Below are 20,602 nucleotides of genomic sequence, written 5' to 3' on the forward strand. Positions count from 1 at the left end.
GAGACGTTATTTCTTAAAATCCGTCCCCCAATGCGATCATTTCGGACTGGAGGGACGTTATTCATCCGGTTCAAGGCTAAAAAAAGGTCGGCAATCCTGCAATAACGACCCCTGAGTCCCAAAGCGGGCTTCGAATCGCTGCAGGAACAAGAACAAGGGCTCCTCGGTCCGTCCGCTACGTGCGGCACGCAAGTAGACAGGCCGCAGATGTTCAAAACCGGGTCCAAACGTTCGGATGCGAGAATTGTGGCACTTCGACGAGGATCTGGTAACGCTGTACAGCGCCACTTCGGTCCGGCATACGCCGAAATCCCGACAAGTAACGCTGTACAGCGCCTCTCCGGTCCGGCATACGCCGCAGCCCCGACAAGTAACGCTGTACAGCGCCTCTTCGGTTCGGCATACACCAGTCATCCTCCACGTCTGGAAAAAGCGGGAAGACGCCGGTCCGTTAAGCCGCAAAACGCCCGCGATCAGTCCAAAAAGCGTAGATGATTCCATATTTATCGCCCGATTCGAACCGTATACTGGGACGTGAAATCGTACATAAGAGAACGGTTTCGGCCCCGTCTTCAGGTTAAAACAACATTTTCCTCAAGGAAAGGTGGAAAGCTTCGTGGTCAGAAAAGGGTTGGCGTACGTGTTGATAGCGTCCATGCTATCGATGTATTTCGTTGCGGCGCCTTCAAGGCAGGCATCCGCAGCCGCATCGGTCTACTTTGTAGACGCAGAAAATGGAAGCGATTCCAATGATGGGAGCACAGGCCATCCCTGGAAAACGATAGGCAAGGCCGCGGCCGTCATGGTCGCCGGCGATACGGCCAAGATCCGTACCGGCACCTATCGCGAGACCGTCAAGCCGGCCAGCGACGGCGTGACGTTCGAAGCGGATACCGGCGCCGACGTCACGGTCAGCGGCGCCGATCTCATCACGGGCAGTTGGACGCCGGCCCCGGCCGTCGCGAACGGCGCGTACAGCATCGACGCGACGCTCGGCATGCCCGATTATTTGAACCAGATCTACGTCGCCGGTCAGGCGAACAATTGGGCGCGCAGCCCCAACACCGAGGTCGGCAACCTGTACGATCCGAATCTGTATCGATACGACAATACGAAGTCGGACTCGAATAAACTGGTCGACGCCGCGAATCTGACGCAGCCCGACGGGACATGGAACGGAGCAGCCGTCTTTTACGAGGATGCGGGCGCATGGAATTTCGGCAGCGCGATCGTATCCTCGTCGACCCATGCGGGCGTGCTCAACATACTAAGCGCCCCGTCGTTCTATTCGGTCCGGCTGTCCAGTCTCGACAACAAGCTGACGCTGGTCGACCAGAACGGAACGACGCTCGGCGCTTCCAACGTCGCGGTGCAGCTGAATACGACGTATAACGTCAAGATCGAAGCCGTGGACGGCTCGATCAAAGTCTATTTGAACGATCAATCCGCGCCGGCGATTACGGCGACCGATCCGAAGCCGATCGAGGGCTTTTTCGGCGTCGGCGTGCAATCGGGCAGCAGCTCCGTGGCGGCCTCGGCTTCGTTTGAAAATGTAAACGCAACCATATCGAGCCAAAGCATCGACCAGGCGACGGGCAAGGAAAAGGCCGGCTTCGCCAGCAATCTCGAGGGCTGGTCCTCGGGCGAAGGCAACGGCTACTGGACGGTCGACGGATCGTCGGTCGTCGGCTATACGCAGCCGCAGTCGCAGCGGCTCGGCGCCGCCTACGATTCCGCCACGAAGGCGAAAAACTTCACCTATTCGGCGGACGTGACGCTGAAGACGGCCGGCGCGGCCCTGCTGACGTTCCGCAAGCAGGATTTGCCGTACGTGCTCGGCATGGCCAACTGGGGCCTGAACAACTCCGAATACATGATTATGGGCAAGCTCGCCGCGCTCGACTACCCCGGCGAATGGTATTACGACAAGGCGGCCGGCAAGCTGTATATGATCGCGCCGGACGGCGGCGATCCGGCCGGTCATACCGTCGAGGCGAAAGCGCGCAATCTCGCCTTCGACCTGACGAACCGCTCGAACGTCGTCGTCAAGGGCGTCAAGCTGTTCGCCTCCACGATCGACATGGCGAACGGTTCGGGCAACGTCGTCGACGGCATTCGCGCCAAATACGTATCCGACTACTATGTAGAGTTTTCGTCCGGTTCCTCGGGCATCTGCCTTTGCGGTTCGAACAATACGCTGAAAAACAGCGAAATCGCCTTTTCGTCCGGCTCTCTGGTCACGGTCAAGGGCGAAAACAACAGGCTGATCAACAACGTCATTCACGACGCCACGTACGGCGGGATCGTCTTCGACTCCGCGATCGAGCTGAACGGCGTCGGTCACCTGGTCAGCAACAACACCGTCTACAACGCCTCCCGCTCGCTCATCGGCGGAACGTTTTACGCGGCGGACATCCAGTACAACGATTTTTACGGCGGCAACGCCTTCGCGACCGATACCGGGCTGCTGTATACGGCGCACAGCGATCTCGGCAACACGCAGATCCACCACAACTATTGGCACGACAACATGCACCGCAGCAAAGGCGTCGACGATACCGGCCAATGGTCGGGAGGCGTCTATCTGGACGAATCGACGATGAACGCCACGCTTTACAACAACGTGACGTGGAATTTTCCTTGGCGCGGCATTATGGTCAACCATCTGTCCAACTTCGTGCAGGTGTACAACAATACGACCGACAACGCTTCGATCGTCGAGATATCCCGTCCGGGCTATACGATCGACGACTACAGGGACAAGGTGTACAACAACATCTCGGTGGACGGCCTGGACACGTCGGGTCTGACGATCGGCGCCGACTACAAGGCGAATCTGGCGGCGGGCGATCCGCAGTACATCGATGCCGCAGGCGGGAACTTTCGTCCGGGAGCGGGCTCTCCCGCGCTTGACGCAGGCGTGCCGATCGAAGGCATTACCGATCCTTCCGACAGTACGCCCGATATCGGCGCGTACCAGACCGGAGGGCCGGACTGGAAGGCGGGCGCCGATCTCGACAACCCGCCGGCCGTCGAGCCGGCGTACGGGCTGGTTCATACCGGCTACGAAAATTTGCTGACGAACGGGGCGTTCGAGCTGAACCGAATGCAGCAGCCGGGCATGGACAGCCTGTACGCCTGGACCCGGACCTACTCGAAGGCGGCGCAGCCCGTCTACGATATCGCCGGCAACAAGGATACGAATCTCGGGCCGGCCCGCATCGTCAACAAGACGTCGATCGCGCTCGGCACCGGCGAGGACGGCATCGAGCAGACGATCGTCGGCCTTAAGCCGAACACCAAGTACGAGCTTAGAGGCTTTCTGCGATCGGCCGTATCCGGCAAAGCCGTCAAGCTTGGCGTAAAGGATTTCGGCGGCAGCGACACGTCCGGCGAAACCGCCGAATCGAAGTGGCAGACGAAGACGCTGACCTTCACGACGGGACCGGCCGCTACGACGGCCACCGTATACGCCTACAAGCCGGAAACCGGCAGCTATGCGTTCGTCGACGACGTCTCGGTATCGCTGTGGGAAGAGCCGGCGGCGCTTCCGCCGGGTCCCGCCCATCCGGAGCCGGGCACGCTGTCGATCAACGATACGGCGACCGGCACGGGTACGAACGAATTCGCCTATACCGGCTCCTGGAGCGCGGAGGCGGGCAACGCGTTCAATTATCATCTGGATAACCACCATTCGTCCACGGCCGGCGATTTCTACGAAGTGAAATTCGACGGCGTGCAGATCCAGCTGTATGCCGAGCTGAAGGACAATACGGGCATCGTGGGCGTGTCGATCGACGGCGGCGCCGAAACGCTGGTCGATACGTATTCCCGCACGCATATAGGCGATGCGCTCGTCTATACGAGTCCGCGGCTTGCGGACGGCGCGCATACGCTGAGGGTGCGCGTCACGGGCACCAAAAACGCGGAATCCGGCGGTGCCGGGCATGTCGTCGACCGGGTCGTCGTCGTGTCCGCCGTCGCGCCGATCCGCATCAACGACAGCGAGACCGGCACGGGCCTGGGCCAGTTCGATTTTGCCGGAACCTGGCATCAGGCCGCGAACAACACGAACTACGGCGCGGACAATCATTTTTCCAATACGCCGGACAGCTACTATGAAGTCCGATTCGAAGGCGTGCAGGCGAAGCTGTACGCGGAGCTCGATACGGGCATGGGCATCGTCGGCGTCTCGATCGACGACGGACCGGAGTTTAAGGTCGATCTTTACGCCGCCTCCCATATCGGAAGCGCGCTTGTGTTTACGAGTCCAAGGATGGCGGCCGGCGCTCATAAGATGAAGGTGCGCGTCACGGGCACGCAAAATACGCTCGCAACCGGCAACTGGGTCGTCGCCGATCGGGTGGACGTCGTGCCGGCGGGCTCGCCGATCGTGGTCAACGATTCGCGGACGGGCACGGGGAACTACGCGTTCGATTTCCACGGCGCGTGGACGGCCGGCACGAACAATGCGTCCAATTACGGCAGCGACAATCATTTTACGAACGAAAAGGATGCCTACTACCAAGTCCGCTTCGTCGGCAAAGGCGTTCAGCTGTACGCCGAAGTGAACTCCGGCTTCGGCATCGTCGGCGTCTCGATCGACGGCGGCGCCGAAACGCCGGTCGACATGAACGCTACGGTCCATATGGGCGACTATCTCGTCTATACGAGCCCGGCGCTGACCGACGGTCCGCATACGCTGAAGGTGCGAAGCACCGGCGACAACAGCGCGGGCGGAGGACCGTGGAGCGTCGCGGATCGGGTGGACGTCGTCCCGACGGACATTTCGGATACGGAGGCGCCGGGCGCGCCGTCCGGCCTGATGTCGCCTTCGTTTACCGCGACGGCAGCAGACCTGAGCTGGGATCCGGCAAGCGACAATTACGGCGTGGAAATGTACGAAATTTATGCCGACGGCACGCTGACCGGCGTATCGATGGGCACGCATACGACGATAACGGGCCTTGAGGACGGTCGGACGTATTCGTTCACGGTCAAGGCGAAGGACGCCGCGGGCAACTTGTCCCCGGCAAGCGCGCCGGCCGTCGTCACCGTTCATGCGCCGCTGCCCGACCTGGCGCTCCATCAACCGGCGACGTCCAATTCGGCGGTTCAGACCGGTTACGAGGCGGGCAAGGCGGTGGATGGCGATGCCACCACCCGCTGGAGCGGGGACACGAACGACAACCAGTGGCTTCGCGTCGATCTGGGCGAGGTGAAAAGCGTCGCCGAAGTGAAGCTGAACTGGGAGACGTCCTATGCGACCGCCTACAAAATCCAGGTGTCGACGAACGGCTCCGACTGGAACGACGTCTACGCGACAACCTCCGGCAACGGCGGACTGGACGACATTACGTTCGCCGCCGCCGACGCGCGGTACGTGCGAATGATCCAGAGCGCGAGAAACGGCTGGTACGGCGTATCGCTGTGGGATTTCGAGGTATACGGATCCTGGGGACCGACCACGCCGCCGCGCGTCAATCTGGCGCTGAACAAGACGGCGACGGTCAGCTCGATCGAGGGCGCCGGCTACGAGGGCGGCAAGGCGACGGACGGCGACCTCGGCACGAGATGGTCGGGGGCGGCAGGCTCGTCCGAGCCGCAGTCGATCGCGGTGAACCTGGGAGCGTCGATGAAGGTCGACGAGGTGAAGCTCGTATGGGATGTCGTCCATGCGACGGCTTATAAAATTCAAGTGTCGACGGACGGCGGGGAATGGAGCGATGTCTACTCGACGACATCCGGCGCCGGAGGAACGGAGACGATCAAGTTCGCCGCCGCGGACGCGCAGTACGTGCGAATGGTGGAAACGGCAAGAAGCGACGCCTGGTATGCGAGCTCGATTCAGGAGTTCGAGGTGTACGGAGAGCCGGGGCCAGTCACGCCTCCTCCGGTCAATCTGGCGCTGAACAAGACGGTGACGGTCAGCTCGGTCGAAGGCGCCGGTCACGAAGGCGGCAAGGCGACGGACGGCGATCTCGGCACGAGATGGTCGGGCGGAGCGGGCTCGCCCGAGCCGCAGTCGATCATGATCGATCTCGGATCGCCGGCGCAGGTCGACAAGGTGAAGCTGTTCTGGGATGTCGTGCATGCGACGGCCTATAAAATCCAGCTGTCGGCCGACGGCGCGCAGTGGGACGATGTGTATGCGACGACGGCCGGCGCGGGAGGCACGGAAACGATCACGTTCCCGGCGACGGCGGCGCAATACGTGAAGCTGGTCGAATCGGCAAGAAGCAACGGCTGGTATGCCAGCTCCATTCGGGAATTCGAGGTATACGGCAGCCAGGAGGAGCCGCCTGCCAACCAAGCGCCGGTCGCGACCGACGCGGCGATCGAAGGCGACGGCCGGATCGGGCAGACGCTGACGGGCAAATACGAGTACAGCGACGCGGATGGCGATCTCGAAGCGACGTCGGCGTTCCAATGGTTCCGCGGCGCTGCCGCGGACGGCTCGGACAAGTCGCCGATCGCTTCGGCGAACGCCGTATCGTACATCGTGACGGATGAGGACGGCGGCCAATATCTGTTTTTCGAGGTGACGCCAAAAGCGTCCGCGGGCGTGGAAACGGGAAGCCCCGTCGTCAGCGCCGGCATGCTCGTAGAAGGTGCGACGCCGACGCCGAGCGCATCGCCGACGCCGACGCCAAGCGCAACGCCGACGCCGGCGCCAAGCGAGTCGCCGACGCCAACGCCAAGCGCATCGCCGACGCCGACGCCAAGCGAGTCGCCGACGCCAAGCGAGTCGCCGACGCCAAGCGAGTCGCCGACGCCGAGCGAGTCGCCGACGCCGAGCGAGTCGCCGACGCCGAGCGAGTCGCCGACGCCAAGCGCGACACCGACGCCGGACGCAACGCCGACGCCAAGCCCGACGCCCACGCCGCCTGCCGGCACGATTCGTGTCGCAGCTTCGATGGACGGCGGCAAGGCGAAGGCCGTCGTCCGCTCGGGCGAGCTGCGGACGGCGATTCGCGACGCGCTTGACGGAGCCGTCCACATTGTGGTCGATATGCCGGCCGACGCCAAGCAATTCGCGCTGACGCTGTCGGGAGACGCGTTTGCCGCAGCGCTCGACGGCCATATCGGCACGATCGACATTGCCGCGGGCGACGCCACGGTGTCGCTTCCGACGAAGCTGCTGGCCGGCAGGGAAAAAGCGCCCGGCAGCGTCCAGCTCGACATCGCGGTTGTCGATCCGGCGCAGCTGCCTGGCGATGCGGGAGCGAGTCTCGGGGACAGTCCGGCATACGACTTTTCACTGAGCGTCGACGGCAGCAAGCTGAACGACTTCGACGGACAAACGGTCGGCGTACAGCTGAAATACGCGTTGAAGCCGGGAGCCGACCCGGTTAAGGTAGCTATCTATTATGTGAACGACGAGGGCGAGCGGGAAATCGTGCGCAACGGACGCTACGATCCGGAGACGGGGACGGTGCGATTCCGGGCGGCGCATTTCAGCACTTATGCGGCTGTTTACAATGATATCAGCTTCGCCGACGTGACGAGCTTGCCGTGGGCGAAGGCCGCGATCGAAGGGTTGGCTGCGCGGGAAGTCGTTCGGGGCGCGGGCGACGGCTCGTTTATGCCGAAGGATCAGGTAACCCGGGCCGAGTTCGTGGCGATGCTGGCCGGCGCGCTCGATATCGCAGGCGGACAGGGAACGGGCGGTTTCAAGGACGTCGACGAAGACAGCTGGTACGCGTCGGCCGTCGCCGCCGCGCGGCATGCGGGCATCGTCGCGGGCCGTCCGGACGGAAGCTTTGGACCGGACGAACGGATTACCCGCCAGGAAATGGCCGTCATGATCTACCGGGCGGCGTTGGCGACGAAGCTGGACCTGAAAGGCTCGGCGAGCGGCGCTTCCTTCGCCGACCGCGCCGACATTGCCGGCTATGCGGTCGAAGCGGTGGACGCCATTCACGGCGCCGGCTTGATCGCAGGCATCGGCGACGGCAGCTTCGCTCCGCAAGGCCTGGCAACGCGGGCCCAGGCGGCGGTTATCGTCTGGAACCTGTTTGCGGCGCAATAAAGCAAAGAAGGCAGCTTCGGCCGGCGTAAAACTTGCGCCGGCCGTTTTTGCAGCGCGGCTTGGGCATGCGGGCCGACAGTCGCCGGCATTGCCGAAAGCGAAAATCATCGATTGATCGATCGATTTAAAAGCTCAAACCCGAAACGCCTATCGCGCAAAAGTGCACGATGACATCAGTACGCGCGCTCGTCGTTTCTCCTATCGTGCAAAAGTGCACGATTTTTACCCGAAATAGCCGGCTTCTCGCTCAAAAAAGGCGATCTACCGCGCACTTTTGCGCGATAGATCGCAAAAAGCCGCCACCCTGGCTTTGGATGATGTAGTTTTGCGCGATAGCGCCCGCATACGCCCTGCTTCGCGCGCCCTGCTTCGCGCGCCCTGCTTCGCGCCTCCGCCTGACGGCCTGCCGCACGGCAGCGCCGATGCGTCGTCAATCGATGGTTTCAATGCCGCTTTCCGGGCTTGAAATAAACATTTCAAAGGAAGAAAGGGTGGAATCGATGAGGAAAAAAGGTTTGGCCATGCTGCTGGCGGCGGCGATGCTGATCGCATTCGCCGGGCCGGGCGCCCCCAAGCGCGCCGAGGCTGCGGGGATCACGTATTACGTGGACGCCGCAAGCGGCAGCGACACGACGGGCTCGGGAAGCTCGGGAAGCCCGTGGAAAACGATCGGCAAGGCGGCAAGCGCGGCGGCCGCCGGAGACACGGTGAAAATCCGCTCAGGCACGTACCGGGAGACGGTCAGGCCGGCCAATTCCGGCACGTCCGGCAATCCGGTCACGTTTCAGCCGGATACGGGGGCGAACGTGACGATCAGCGGAGCGAATCTCGTATCCGGCTCCTGGGCGGTACATTCCGGCAGCGTCTACAAGACGGGCGCGACGCTGCCTATGGGCGATTTTTTCGACCAGGTTTACGTCGACGGGGTCGCCAACAATTTGGCGCGCTCGCCCAACACGGCGGTCGGCAATTTGTACGATCCGGCCTTTTACCACTATGCGACGACCACCGTCGCCGACGAGTTGGACGACGCGACCAACCTGACGCAGCCGGCGGGCTATTGGGACGGGGCGGCTATATTCGTCGAGGACGCGGGCGAATGGAACTTCGGCGGCGCCCTGGTCACGACCTCGGAGACCGGCAAGCTCCATCTGAAGAGATCGCAGAGCGCCTATACGCTGAAGCTGTCGAGCTACGACAATTCGCTTCGGCTGTACGGCGTCTCCGGCGCCCTGCTGGGCAGCTACAGCATGACCGTCTCGACCAATACGACCTACAATCTGAAGGTGTCCGCTTCCGGCAGTTCGCTGAACGTGTACGTCAACAACGGCGCCACGCCGGTCATCTCGACGACGAACGCCGCGCTGACCGAAGGCAGCTTCGGTCTCGGCGTAGAATCGAGCAGCGGCTCGACGGCGGCCAAGGCCGAGTTCACGAACGTCAACGCGACGATCGCGAGCCAAAATCCGAACCAGCCGACCGGCCGGGAGACGGCGACCTTCGCCAGCAATCTCAAAGGCTGGTCGTATCCCGAAGCGACCGGCTACTGGAAGACGAACGGCACGACGCTGTACGGCTACACGCAGCCGCAGACGGGCGGGGCTTCGGCCGTATACGAGTCGTCGACGACGGCCAAGGATTTTACGTACGCTGCCGACGTGAAGCTGACGACGGCGGGCATCGCCGACATGACGTTCCGCAAGGAGCCGGTCCCGGGCAATGTCGTCGCGCTGGCGAACTGGGGCTACGGCGCGTCGGAATATATGGTGATGGGCAAGCTCGGCGCGCTGGACTACCCGGGCGAATGGTTTTACGACAAGACCGCCGGCCAGCTCTATTTGCGAACGACGGGAAGCGACAGCCCCGCCGGCCACACGGTCGAATACAAGGCGCGCAGCCTCGCGTTCGACCTGACGGACCGTTCCAATATCGTCGTTAAAGGCGTGAAGCTGTTCGCCGCCTCGATCGACATGGCGAACGGCTCGGGCAACGTCATCGACGGCATCGACGCCAAGTACGTCTCGGAATTCAACCGGGCGCCCGGCTATTCTGCCGGCATCTGCCTGTGCGGCGCGAACAACACGCTGAAGAACAGCGAGTTGGCGTATTCCTCCGGCGCGCTCGTCACGATCAAGGGCAGCGGCAACAAGCTGGTCAACAACCTGATCCACGACGGCACGTACGGACCGATCGCGTTCAACTCGGTCATCGACATTTTCGGCATGGGCCATCTGGTCAGCCACAACACCGCGTATCACTCCGGCCGCTCGCTCATCGGGGGGCGATTTTTACGCGGCGGTCATTCAGTACAACGATTTTCACGATGGCAATTATCTCGCCAAGGATACGGGCATGCTCTACACGGCGCACGACGATCTCGGCAACTCGGAGATCCACCACAACTACTGGCACGATAACGTGCTGCGCAGCGACGGCTCGGGCGAATGGACCGGCGGCATCTACCTCGACGAGTCGTCGGCGAACGCGCTCATTTACGACAACGCGACCTGGAATCTTGACTGGCTCGGCATCATCGTCAACCATCTGTCCAACTTCGTCGGGGTGTACAACAACACGACTTACGGCAAGTCGGGCATCCGCATCTCGGAACCTTCCTACGGCATCGACGCTTACGGCGACCGGATTCAGAACAATATCGCGGTCGACGAGCTCGGCACGGGCGCTTCGGCCGTCGGGGCGACGTTCGACCACAATCTGACGAGCGGCAATCCGCTCTACGTCAATCCGTCGGCCGCCGATTTCCGGCTGCAGTCGGGCTCGCCCGCCATCGACGCCGGAACGCCGATCCGCGGCATTACGACCGGCTACGGCGGCTCCGCGCCCGACATCGGGGCCTACGAATACGGGGCGACGGCGTGGAAGGCGGGGCACGACTTTGCCAATCCGCCGAATCCGACGTACCAGCTGACCGACACGGATCACAAAAATCTGGTCGTCAACGGCTCGCTGGATCTGAACCGGATGCATCAGCCCGGCATGGACAGCCTGTACGGCTGGACGCTGACGAACGCCCAGACGGCGCAGCCTGCGTTCGATTATCAGGGTACGCAGACGTCGAGCCGGTACAAGAACGAGACCGGCGTCAGCCTGGGCACCGCGGCGGACGGCATCGAGCAGACGGTCGCGGGGCTGACGCCGAATACGACATACGAGGTGCGGGGCTACCTCCGGGCGGCATCGTCGGGACAGACGGTGCGTCTCGGCGTCAAAAATTACGGCGGAGCCGACTCGTACCAGGAGCATGGCGGCACCGGCTGGACGGCCAAGACGTTCACGTTCACGACCGGCGCGACGAATACGAGCGCGACGCTGTACGCTTACAAGCCGACGACCGGAGGCTACGCCTTCGTCGACGACATCATGATGTCTGCGGTCGGGGGGACCGGCGCGGGCGCCGATCTGGCGCTGAACAAAAGCGTGACGGCCAGCTCGACCTACATGACCGGCTACGAGCCGCAGAAGGCGGTGGACGGCAATTCGGCCACCCGCTGGTCGTCGGCGTTCGCCGATCCTTCGTGGATCTACGTCGATCTGGGGGCGCCGCAGACGGTGAGCCGGGTACGCTTGAACTGGGAGCTGGCCTACGCCACCGCCTACCGGATCGAGACGGCGACGACCGTCGGCAGCTGGTCGACCGTTTATTCGACGACGACCGGCGACGGGGGGGCTCGACGATATCGCGTTTGCGCCGACAACCGCCAGGTACGTGCGGATGTACGGCACGGCGAGAGTCGGCTTCTACGGCTATTCGCTGTGGGATTTCGGCGTATACGGATGAGTCGCATATCGCAGTCCCTTAAACCGCCAAGCGGTTTGAGGGACTTTTTTTTGGCGGTAAAATGTAAATACTCATATTTGGGGGCTTCCTAATTTTGATATCATTATCCACGTTGGATTAAAACGGAAAGCGGGGCTTCGATATGAATACGGTCAGCATGAATACGGTCAGCCGGGAAGTTCAAGATTTATCGATTAAATCCTTGGAGTCCACGCTTCATAAACTTAAAAACGCCTATAAAAGTTCGACGGAAAAGGGTTCGAACACAACGCTTGTCCAAAAGAGACTGAACGCCATAAAGGTTGGTTTAGAAAGTCTTAACGGTGCTTGGCAGGGGGGCGGACTTTGACTATGACGAAGAGATCGTCTCGACTTCTAAAGACGTGCTGCAAGGCGTCCTTCCATCTATTGAAAAACAAATCGCAAAAGCAAGGGAAGGCAGTCCTCAGAAAACACTAAACGAACGACGCTTAGCCGCACTGAAACTGGCCATCGAATCTTTGGAGAACCGTCTTATATTATTCAGGCAAGCGTGATACAGGAGTGCCGGAACGTTTCGAAGGGAGGCCATGCGCAAGGCGCTACATTTTCAAAATTTCTCCGGATCGTTGGATCTAGCAGATATTGTAATAGAACTGGATTTCCGACGACAAGGGTGTATATAATGATTGAAACTGTTTTGAAGGCGGGATTCATGGATGTACAAGGTTGGCGTTGTCGGGCCCACACAGTCCGTGGAGCGAATCTTAGCTGAGGCCAAGGCGTTTGATCAAGGACTGGAATTTATCCCCTACTCTTATGTAGAGACCAAAGAAACCGCCAGAATTGTACTGGAAAACGATCATAGGGTGGACTCATGGCTGTTTTCCGGAGCGATCCCCTACAAAGCTGCGAAAGAGGCGCTGGGTTCTGACGAAAAGCTGGTACATATTCGGTTAACGGAATCCAGTCTGTATAAGTGCTTCCTCGATTTGGTTTTTTCGCAAGGCAAATTGATCGACCGGGTCAGCATCGATATTTTTACGATAAGCGACATTGATATAGACAGGGCGCTTCAGCAGTTGGAGATGTCTCCCAGGATTTGCAAGTGAAATACTTCGATGTGGATATCGATCCGCAGGCGCTATTCCAATTCCATCTCGATTTGTGGAAGAGCAAAAGGACGGAAGGGGCGTTTACCTGTTTTTCCATGGTATTCGAGGCCTTGAAGGAAGCTGGCGTCCCTGTCTTTCTGATCTCGCCGAGCCGTATGGAAATTATGCAGACCTTAAGGATATTTGTCGAGAAGGTAAATACGTCTTACTTCAAGGAAACGCAGATCGGCATCGAGATTATCGAGATCGAAAATTTCGACCGAATTATCGACAAGGCCAAATCGCCCTATCATCTGCAGTATCTGGAGCTGCGGCTGAAAAAAGCGCTGATCGATCTTTGCGAGAAGCTGGACGGCTCCTTGCTGGAAAAGGGAAACGGCAGATATGCGATCTTCAGTACCCGAGGCGCGATCGAACGGGAGATTAAGATGCTTCACCACACGGTGAACTATTTGGCGGCCGAGGCGGAGACGACGGTAGCGGTAGGCATTGGATTCGGAGAGACAGCTTACTCGGCGGAGACGAACGCGCATCGCGCGATTCAGCAATCGAAGGGGAAAGAGGAGCACGGAATCGTCATTATCAAAGAGGACGGCACGATGATCGAGTCGGCAGGGCAGGAGGAAGAGCTGACCTATTCCTATCGCACGGATGACAAGGATTTTATGGAGAAGCTCAAGAAAGGCAATATCAGCGTAAAATCGTATAAAAAAAATCGACGCGCTGAACCGCAAAATGGGCTGGACGGTATTTACGACCCGGGATTTGGCCGCCAACCTTCACATGAGCGAGCGAAATGCGCAGCGAATCGTCTCTGAGCTGTGCGACGTTGGATTGGCCGAATACATCGGAGAAGAGTCTTCCCACAGTCGGGGCCGCCCGAGCAAGATTTATCAATTGAAATAAGCTGTTCCAGCAGACCAACCTCGATTATGCCAATCGAGATTGGTCTTTTTTTATCCATGACCATGAATGTACAAACCGGCATGTTATATACATTGACATTCCTTTAAGTGTTCACTATACTGATTAAAAAACGAATATTTAAAGAAATTTTCGTTAAATAAGAAAGGGGGATGCAAAAGGTGGAAATCATCGACTCCCACACGCATGTGGACAACGTCGAACCATGGGTGGACCCTCCCGAGAAGCTGATTGGGCTGATGGATGAAGCCAATATTCAAAAAGCGGTGATCATGACTTACTGCGACACCCCGATCGCCAAGGAAGACGGCCTCGACTACATCATAGCGTCCGTTAAAAAGTTCCCCGACAGGCTGATCGGCTATGCGCGGCTTCATCCGCAAGCCAAGCAGAAAGCGATTGCATTGCTAGAGGAGGTCGTGCGGGACCATCGCTTCATGGGATTGAAGTTTCACCCTGAGAGCAACAAGACACGTCCCTATCATGAAGCGTCCTTGGCTTTGATTCGCAAGGCGGGGGGAGCTGAATATCCCGACTTTGTTTCACTGCGGAGACGAGTCGCTTAGCTTGCCCCTGCAGATCGCCCGGGCGGCGGAGTTATGTCCGCAATCCAAGATCATCCTTGGCCATATGGGGGGGATATTTCCATGTAGACGACGCTCTCTTGGTCGCGGAGAAATACGAGAACGTATATCTCGAGACATCCGCCATGCCGTATCCGCACAAAATTCATGAAGCCGTCCGGAGAATAGGCGCCGAAAGGGTTCTATTTGCAAGCGACGGACCGGGCTGCAATCCCGAATTGGAAGTCAAAAAAGTGAAGTGGGCCGGATTGTCCGAAAAAAGACTATCGGCTGGTCATGGGAGAAAGCTTCGCTCAAATCCTCGAGCGCGCGAAGAGAAGGTAGGGGAAGGCTATGATCATCGATGCGCACGTTCATGTAGGCAAGTCCATCTACGGCTATGAGCAGACGCCGGAACCGCTATTGGAAAGCATGGACAAACTCGGCATTCCATGCGCCGTGATCTGCCCCGTTCAACCGATGAATTATCATCTGGAGCCGGAAAACGATTATATCGCGTCCGTGGCGGGATGGCAAAAGCAGCGTTTCATCGGTTTTGCGCGCGTGGATCCGAGGCAAGGAAAAAAAGCCGTGCAGGAAGTCGAACGGTCCGTATCCAAGCTTGGACTTCGGGGCGTATTTCTACATCCTTGGGAGGAGGGTTACTCGGCAAGCGCCGATTATGTCGTTCCGGTGGCCAGACAAGCGGCCGCGATGGGCGTTCCCCTCATGATCGCATCCGGTTTTCCTTGGGTGTCGCACCCTATGCAAGTGGCGCATCTGGCAGGCGAGGTGCCTGAAGCCTCCATTATTATGACGAACGGCGGGCAGCTTAATGTCAGCGGCATGGCCCAGGCCGATGCCTATGAGGCCATGCGCAGCCGTAACAACCTGTATATCGAGACTTCGGGCGTATACAGGCAGGACTTTCTGGAAAATTGCATTCAAGCGTTCGGGGCTCATCGCGTCATTTTTGGCAGCAACGGACCTTCCATGCATCAAGGCTTCGAATTGGACAGGGCCCTATCCGCAACGAAAAAAGACGAGGCCAGCCGGCAGGCTGTTCTTGGGGGCAGCATGAGCCGTCTATTGAAGTTGGCGGCAGGCAGAGAGGAAATCGGGGGAATGAACTTGCAAAGCTACATATCCGAATATATAGAAAGCAATAAGGATCAATTTATTGCGTTAAGCGACAAGGTGTGGGAGCGGCCGGAGATTTTCTTTGAAGAGCATGAATCTTCCGCATATATATGCGAGGCGCTGGAGGAAGCCGGGTTCCGCGTGGAAAAGGGAGTAGCCGGGCTGCAAACGGGATTTATCGGAAGCTACGGAAATGGAAAGCCGATCGTCGCCATTCTGGGAGAATTCGACGCATTGGCCGGTTTAAGCCAGAAAAACGGGCTGGCTCGCAAGGAGCCTGCCGTGCCGGGAGGACCAGGACACGGGTGCGGTCACAATCTGCTGGGCGCCGGCGCCCTGGCGGTTGCCGTTGCCATTAAGGAATATATGGATACGACAGGTTTGCGGGGAACCGTTCGTTTTTACGGCTGTCCCGCCGAAGAGAGCGGATCCGGAAAAGCTTATATGGTCCGCGACGGTTACTTTGGCGACGTGGACCTGGCCCTCTCCTGGCATCCTTCGACAACGGCCTATGTCATGAACGCCAGCTCCCTTGCCAACTATTCCGCGAGATTCGTATTTTCCGGTACGAGCTCGCATGCCGCCATTGCTCCTCACTTGGGGCGCAGCGCGCTGGATGCGGTGGAGCTAATGAACATTGGCGTCAATTACTTAAGGGAACATATGATTTCCGAGGCCAGAATCCATTATGCCATTACGGACAGCGGCGGCGTATTGCCGAATGTCGTGCCGGCCCATGCCGAGGTCGTTTATTTGATACGCGCTCCCAAAACCCAGCAGGTAGTCGAGCTCTACGACAGGGTATACGACGTGGCCAAAGGCGCCGCCTTGATGACGGGAACGAAGATGGACGTCGTTTTCGAAGGAGCGGCCCTGGACCTGATACCCAATCGGACCTTGGCGGGAGTCATGCACAAGCACCTGACCGGAATCGGCGTTCCGGCTTACGACGAGGCGGACCGGCAATATGCCGAGGCGATCAGGAATACGCTGACGCCGGAAGAGCTGGATGCTGCCTTTGTAGGCGTGGATCAAGAAACGGCGGCAGCGTTAAAGGACAAAGCGATATCGGACCTTATTCTGCCTTTAGCCGAACGGGAGATCAAAATGCTAAGCTCTACCGACGTGGGGGGATGTCAGCTGGGTGGTGCCGACCATGCAATGCAGGACAGCGTGCTGGGCATTGGGTACGCCCATCCATACTTGGCAGGTCGTCGCCCAAGGCGCGATGCCCATCGCACACAAAGGCATGCTGGAAGCCGGCAAAGTCATTGCTTGCACGGCCATTGAAGCGATGGAAAACCCAAGCATTCTGACGATTGCAAAGGCCGAACTGTCAGAGCGGCTGCTCGGAATGGCTTATCGATCGCTCATCCCCCAACACCTGAAGCCCCCGGAAAAATTAAAGCCATCCTACCGCGCCGTTTGATGTTATGTATATTGACATAATAAATCCGGTTCACTATACTGTAACCAATAAGCGCATATTTAAAGAAAATTGCGTTAAATAAGGGGAGACGAATCCATGAGGAAACTAGTGAGCGTAAGCATGGTATTGGTAGTCGCGCTAACGCTGGTGCTGGCCGGCTGCAGCAGCAAACCATCGAGTCCGGCCGCATCTTCAAGCTCGACGGATACCAAAGGGACCGCGCAAAGCAGTGCGAACGCCGGCGGATCCAAGCATCTGACGATTGCCATCCCGTACGATGTCCAAGGCTTCGATATACATAACCACAACAACACGCCTACGGAAGCCGTACATGTCAACCTGTTCAGCTACCTGGTCAAGAAAAACGAGAAGCAGGTCATAGAGCCCGACCTCGCCGTATCCTGGGAATCGATCGACGACACGACTTGGAGATTCGTCCTCCGCCAAGGCGTTAAGTTCCACAATGGCGACCCGTTCACCTCCGCGGACGTCAAGTATACGCTCGAGCGCGTATCCAAAGACGACAAGCTTCTGGAATACGGCAACTACAAGCAGATCAAGGAAGTAAAGATCGTAGACGAATATACCGTAGATATTATTACGGACGGCCCTCAGCCTGCCTTGCTGAACCGGTTGTCCCGGCTCGGCTCGGGGATGCTGCCCTCCAAGTATCTCGAGGAACAGGGCTGGGAGAAGTTCCAGAGCAATCCGATCGGCACGGGACCTTACAAATTCAAGCAGTGGATTCGCGACGACAGGCTGGAGCTGGTTCGGAATCCGGATTACGTCGGGGATGCGCCCAATTGGGACGAGGTCACGTTCCGCGTGATCCCGGAAGACGCAACGCGCGTAGCCGAGCTTCTGACCGGCGGCGTGGACATTGCCGTGAACGTCCCGGCGATCGATATGGACCGCATCGAGAGCAACGAAGGCACGCATGCCGCCGCAACGCCTACCCAGCGGGTCATTCAGCTGAACGTGCGCACCAAGGAAGGAACGGTCACCGCGGATCCGCGCGTTAGAGAAGCGATCGATCTGGCCATCGACAAGCAGGCCATCGTGGACAGCATTTATATGGGAGCCGCTACGCCGACCCGCACGCGCGTGACGCCGGGCAACTTCGGAGCCAAAGCCGATCTGTTCGGCACCTCGCTGTACGATCCGGAACGGGCCAAGCAGCTGCTGAAGGAAGCCGGCTACGAGAAAGGGCTCAAGCTTACCTTCAACGCTTCGGGCGACAGCTCCAAGGACAAAGAAACGGCAGAGCTGATTACCGCCATGCTCGCCGAAGTCGGAATCGAAGCCAAGCTGGAATTGCTGGAGAACAGCGCTTACCAGGAGAAGTTCAGAGGAAGAACCTTCGACGAGCTCGTGCTCATTCCGTTCGGCAATTCGATGTTCGACGCGGCATTGGCCTTTTCAAGAATCTCTACGCAAGGCGCCAAGGGCGAAACGGACTACAGCAACGCCGAAGTCGATCGGCTTCTTGCCGCGGCGGAAACCAATATGAATGCGAAGGAACGGGAGCAGCAGTACTTTAAGGTGCAGGATATTATCGCGCAAGAGCGTCCTTTTATCTACTTGTTCCAGGAGAACGCGAACTTCGGCATCAGCGACAGGGTCGAATTCAGTCCGCGATTGGATGAGATGCTTTATGCGGACCAGGTTACGTTAAAGTGATTTTTTAGGGGTGAAAGAGGAGGCTCCAAGGGGGCCTCCTTTTGCTCGGCAACCTTTCTCAAGGAGGTGAAGACGATGAAAGGCTTTTTAATCAAGGCCGTTCTTCAAATCATTCCGGTTATGTTCCTCATCACGCTCATCGTTTTTATACTCGTTCACGTGACGGGCGATCCGGTAACGCTCATGTTGTCCGAGACGGCCACGGACGAGGATCGCCGCGTGCTGACCGCCGCGCTCGGATTGGACCAGCCCCTGTTCGTCCAATATTTCAAGTACATGTTCAATCTGCTGCAAGGAGACTTCGGCACCTCATTCCGGTATAATACCGCCGCATTGCCTATCGTGCTTGAACGCCTCCCCGCGACATTCGAACTGGCAGCCGCTTCGATGCTCGTGGCTACGCTTATATCCATCCCGCTCGGCATTTTATCGGCGACCAAACGAAACTCCGTGCTGGACGTGTTTATTACCGGGTTCTCCGTGCTTGGCAAGGCGATGCCGAGCTTCTGGCTAGGCATTATGCTCATCTTGTTTTTCTCCGTCTATCTGGGACTATTTCCGGTGTCCGGCCGCGGTACCTTCGCACAGCTCGTACTGCCCTCCATTACGCTCGGAGCGGCGATCGCCGCCGAGATGACGCGCTTGATCCGCTCCAGCATGCTGGAGATTCTAAGCCAGGATTATATCCGCACGGCCAGGAGCAAGGGCCTGTGGGAGACGATCGTCGTCTACAAGCATGCCTTTCGCAACTCGTTGATTCCCGTCGTGACCATTATGGCGCTGCAGACGTCCACCTTGATCGGCGGAACGTTAATTACCGAAGCGATCTTTTCCTGGCCGGGCATGGGACAATTGGTCATTCAGGCCGTCAATGCGCGGGATATGGCCATCGTGCAAGCCGCGGTTTTTATCATTGCGCTGTTTGTCATCGTTAGCAATCTGCTGGCTGATCTTGTTTACCGTTTGCTCGATCCGCGAATCAAGATATAGCTTGCCGGAGGTGGTCTTGTGTCAGTTCTATTAAACGATCGAGCCGGCGATATTCCGGGAACAGAGCGGACGAAGCGGCCGGGAGCGCGGCGGCGGCTCACGCGGCAGCTGTTCAAGAGCAAGACGGGGACGATCGGTCTCGTCATCGTCGTCATTGTCATATTAACGGCGATTCTGGCATCGATCCTGTCTCCTCACGATCCTAAGCATACCGAGGTATCCAAGAGATTCACGCCTCCGATGTGGATGGAAGGCGGAAGCGCCCAGCATCCATTGGGCACGGATAACCTTGGCCGGGACGAATTAAGCCGCATTATTCACGGCTCCAAGGTTTCGCTGATGGTTGGCATCGGCGCGGTCGTGCTGGCGGGGGGTCATCGGAATCGTGTTCGGCTTGATCGCCGGATTTTACGGCGGCTGGATTGATCTTGTTATTATGCGAATCGTAGACGCTTTTCTGGCCATACCGGGCATTTTGTTTATGCTCGTCATTTTGTCCGTATTAGGTCCGAATACGATCACGCTGGTCCTCGTGCTTGGCTTGACGAATTGGACGCAGTATGCGCGGATTGTCCGGGGAGAAGTGTTGAGCGTAAAGGAAAGGGATTTCGTGCGAGCGGCCCGCGCCATCGGCACGAAGGACTTCGGAATCATCATGAAGCATATATTCCCGAACATTGTGTCCTCTCTGATCGTCATTTCAACCTTAAGCGTGGCGACAACCATTATATTGGAAGCTTCGCTTAGCTTCCTGGGTCTGGGCATTCAACCGCCTACCGTTTCGTGGGGAGGCATGCTGAGCGATGGCCGCCAGTATCTGGCTACCAGCTGGTGGGTGGCTACTTTTCCCGGCATCGCGATTACGATTACCGTGTTGGGGATTATTTTCCTGGGCGATTTCATACGGGACGTGCTGGACCCGCGCATGAAAGCCAGGGGATCGAAATAGAA

Annotated in this window: 10 protein-coding genes and 4 pseudogenes; 13 read left to right on the plus strand and 1 reads right to left on the minus strand. The window is 58.6% G+C overall.

The window, feature by feature from the left end:
* Positions 1 to 211: 211 nt before the first annotated feature.
* A complete protein-coding gene (locus OMP40_RS14485) occupies positions 212 to 403 on the minus strand; it encodes a hypothetical protein (RefSeq protein ID WP_277532261.1) in 192 nt (63 codons plus the stop codon).
* A gap of 213 nt (positions 404 to 616) precedes the next feature.
* Here OMP40_RS14485 and OMP40_RS14490 point away from each other — a divergent pair, with 213 nt between their 5' ends.
* The 13 genes and pseudogenes from OMP40_RS14490 (at position 617) to OMP40_RS14540 (ending at position 20,600) form a co-directional block, all read left to right on the plus strand.
* A complete protein-coding gene (locus tag OMP40_RS14490) occupies positions 617 to 8,032 on the plus strand; it encodes a galactose-binding domain-containing protein (RefSeq protein WP_277532262.1) in 7,416 nt (2,471 codons plus the stop codon).
* A gap of 500 nt (positions 8,033 to 8,532) precedes the next feature.
* Entirely contained in the window at positions 8,533 to 10,449 is a 1,917-nt protein-coding gene (locus OMP40_RS14495) for a DUF1565 domain-containing protein (RefSeq protein WP_277532263.1), read from the plus strand.
* Positions 10,385 to 11,923 carry a galactose-binding domain-containing protein gene (locus OMP40_RS14500; protein ID WP_338131119.1) on the plus strand — a complete coding sequence of 513 codons (1,539 nt, stop codon included), beginning with the start codon at positions 10,385 to 10,387 and terminating at the stop codon, positions 11,921 to 11,923. The genes OMP40_RS14495 and OMP40_RS14500 overlap by 65 nt, the downstream gene beginning before the upstream one ends.
* A gap of 65 nt (positions 11,924 to 11,988) precedes the next feature.
* Positions 11,989 to 12,367, plus strand: a pseudogene (locus OMP40_RS14505) (hypothetical protein).
* Between the two features lie 162 nt (positions 12,368 to 12,529).
* A complete protein-coding gene (locus tag OMP40_RS40120) occupies positions 12,530 to 12,922 on the plus strand; it encodes a hypothetical protein (protein WP_338131120.1) in 393 nt (130 codons plus the stop codon).
* Positions 12,919 to 13,743, plus strand: a complete 825-nt coding sequence (locus OMP40_RS40125; protein WP_338131121.1) for a hypothetical protein — start codon at positions 12,919 to 12,921, stop codon at positions 13,741 to 13,743. Before OMP40_RS40120 ends, OMP40_RS40125 begins: the two co-directional genes overlap by 4 nt.
* Positions 13,744 to 14,010: 267 nt before the next feature.
* Positions 14,011 to 14,415, plus strand: a complete 405-nt coding sequence (locus OMP40_RS14515) for an amidohydrolase family protein (RefSeq protein WP_277532264.1) — start codon at positions 14,011 to 14,013, stop codon at positions 14,413 to 14,415.
* A 56-nt stretch (positions 14,416 to 14,471) separates the two neighbouring features.
* Complete coding sequence (locus OMP40_RS41740) at positions 14,472 to 14,816, plus strand: amidohydrolase family protein (RefSeq protein ID WP_420871933.1); 345 nt, start codon at positions 14,472 to 14,474, stop codon at positions 14,814 to 14,816.
* Positions 14,767 to 15,474 (plus strand): annotated as a pseudogene (locus OMP40_RS14520) (amidohydrolase family protein); the annotation flags it as partial. The gene OMP40_RS41740 and the pseudogene OMP40_RS14520, both read left to right, overlap by 50 nt.
* Positions 15,475 to 15,537: 63 nt before the next feature.
* Positions 15,538 to 16,981 (plus strand): annotated as a pseudogene (locus OMP40_RS14525) (M20 family metallopeptidase).
* A 96-nt stretch (positions 16,982 to 17,077) separates the two neighbouring features.
* Positions 17,078 to 18,661: an ABC transporter substrate-binding protein gene (locus OMP40_RS14530; protein WP_277532265.1), complete on the plus strand. Its 1,584-nt coding sequence runs from the start codon at positions 17,078 to 17,080 to the stop codon at positions 18,659 to 18,661.
* Positions 18,662 to 18,736: 75 nt separating this feature from the next.
* On the plus strand, positions 18,737 to 19,651 hold the full coding sequence (locus OMP40_RS14535) for an ABC transporter permease (RefSeq protein WP_277532266.1): 915 nt from the start codon (positions 18,737 to 18,739) through the stop codon (positions 19,649 to 19,651).
* 51 nt (positions 19,652 to 19,702) lie between these two features.
* Positions 19,703 to 20,600: pseudogene (locus OMP40_RS14540) on the plus strand (ABC transporter permease).
* Positions 20,601 to 20,602 lie beyond the last annotated feature (2 nt).

The sequence above is a fragment of the Cohnella rhizosphaerae genome, assembly GCF_029525575.1.
Classification (GTDB): Bacteria; Bacillota; Bacilli; order Paenibacillales; family Paenibacillaceae; genus Cohnella; species Cohnella rhizosphaerae.

Bases quoted from the DNA above. Each gene is read 5' to 3' on its own strand.
- OMP40_RS14485 (WP_277532261.1), bottom strand. From the start codon at position 403: ATGCCGAACCGAAGAGGCGCTGTACAGCGTTACTTGTCGGGGCTGCGG.
- OMP40_RS14495 (WP_277532263.1), top strand. From the start codon at position 8,533: ATGAGGAAAAAAGGTTTGGCCATGCTGCTGGCGGCGGCGATGCTGATC.
- OMP40_RS14500 (WP_338131119.1), top strand. From the start codon at position 10,385: ATGCTCTACACGGCGCACGACGATCTCGGCAACTCGGAGATCCACCAC.
- OMP40_RS40120 (WP_338131120.1), top strand. From the start codon at position 12,530: ATGTACAAGGTTGGCGTTGTCGGGCCCACACAGTCCGTGGAGCGAATC.
- OMP40_RS14530 (WP_277532265.1), top strand. From the start codon at position 17,078: ATGAGGAAACTAGTGAGCGTAAGCATGGTATTGGTAGTCGCGCTAACG.
- OMP40_RS14535 (WP_277532266.1), top strand. From the start codon at position 18,737: ATGAAAGGCTTTTTAATCAAGGCCGTTCTTCAAATCATTCCGGTTATG.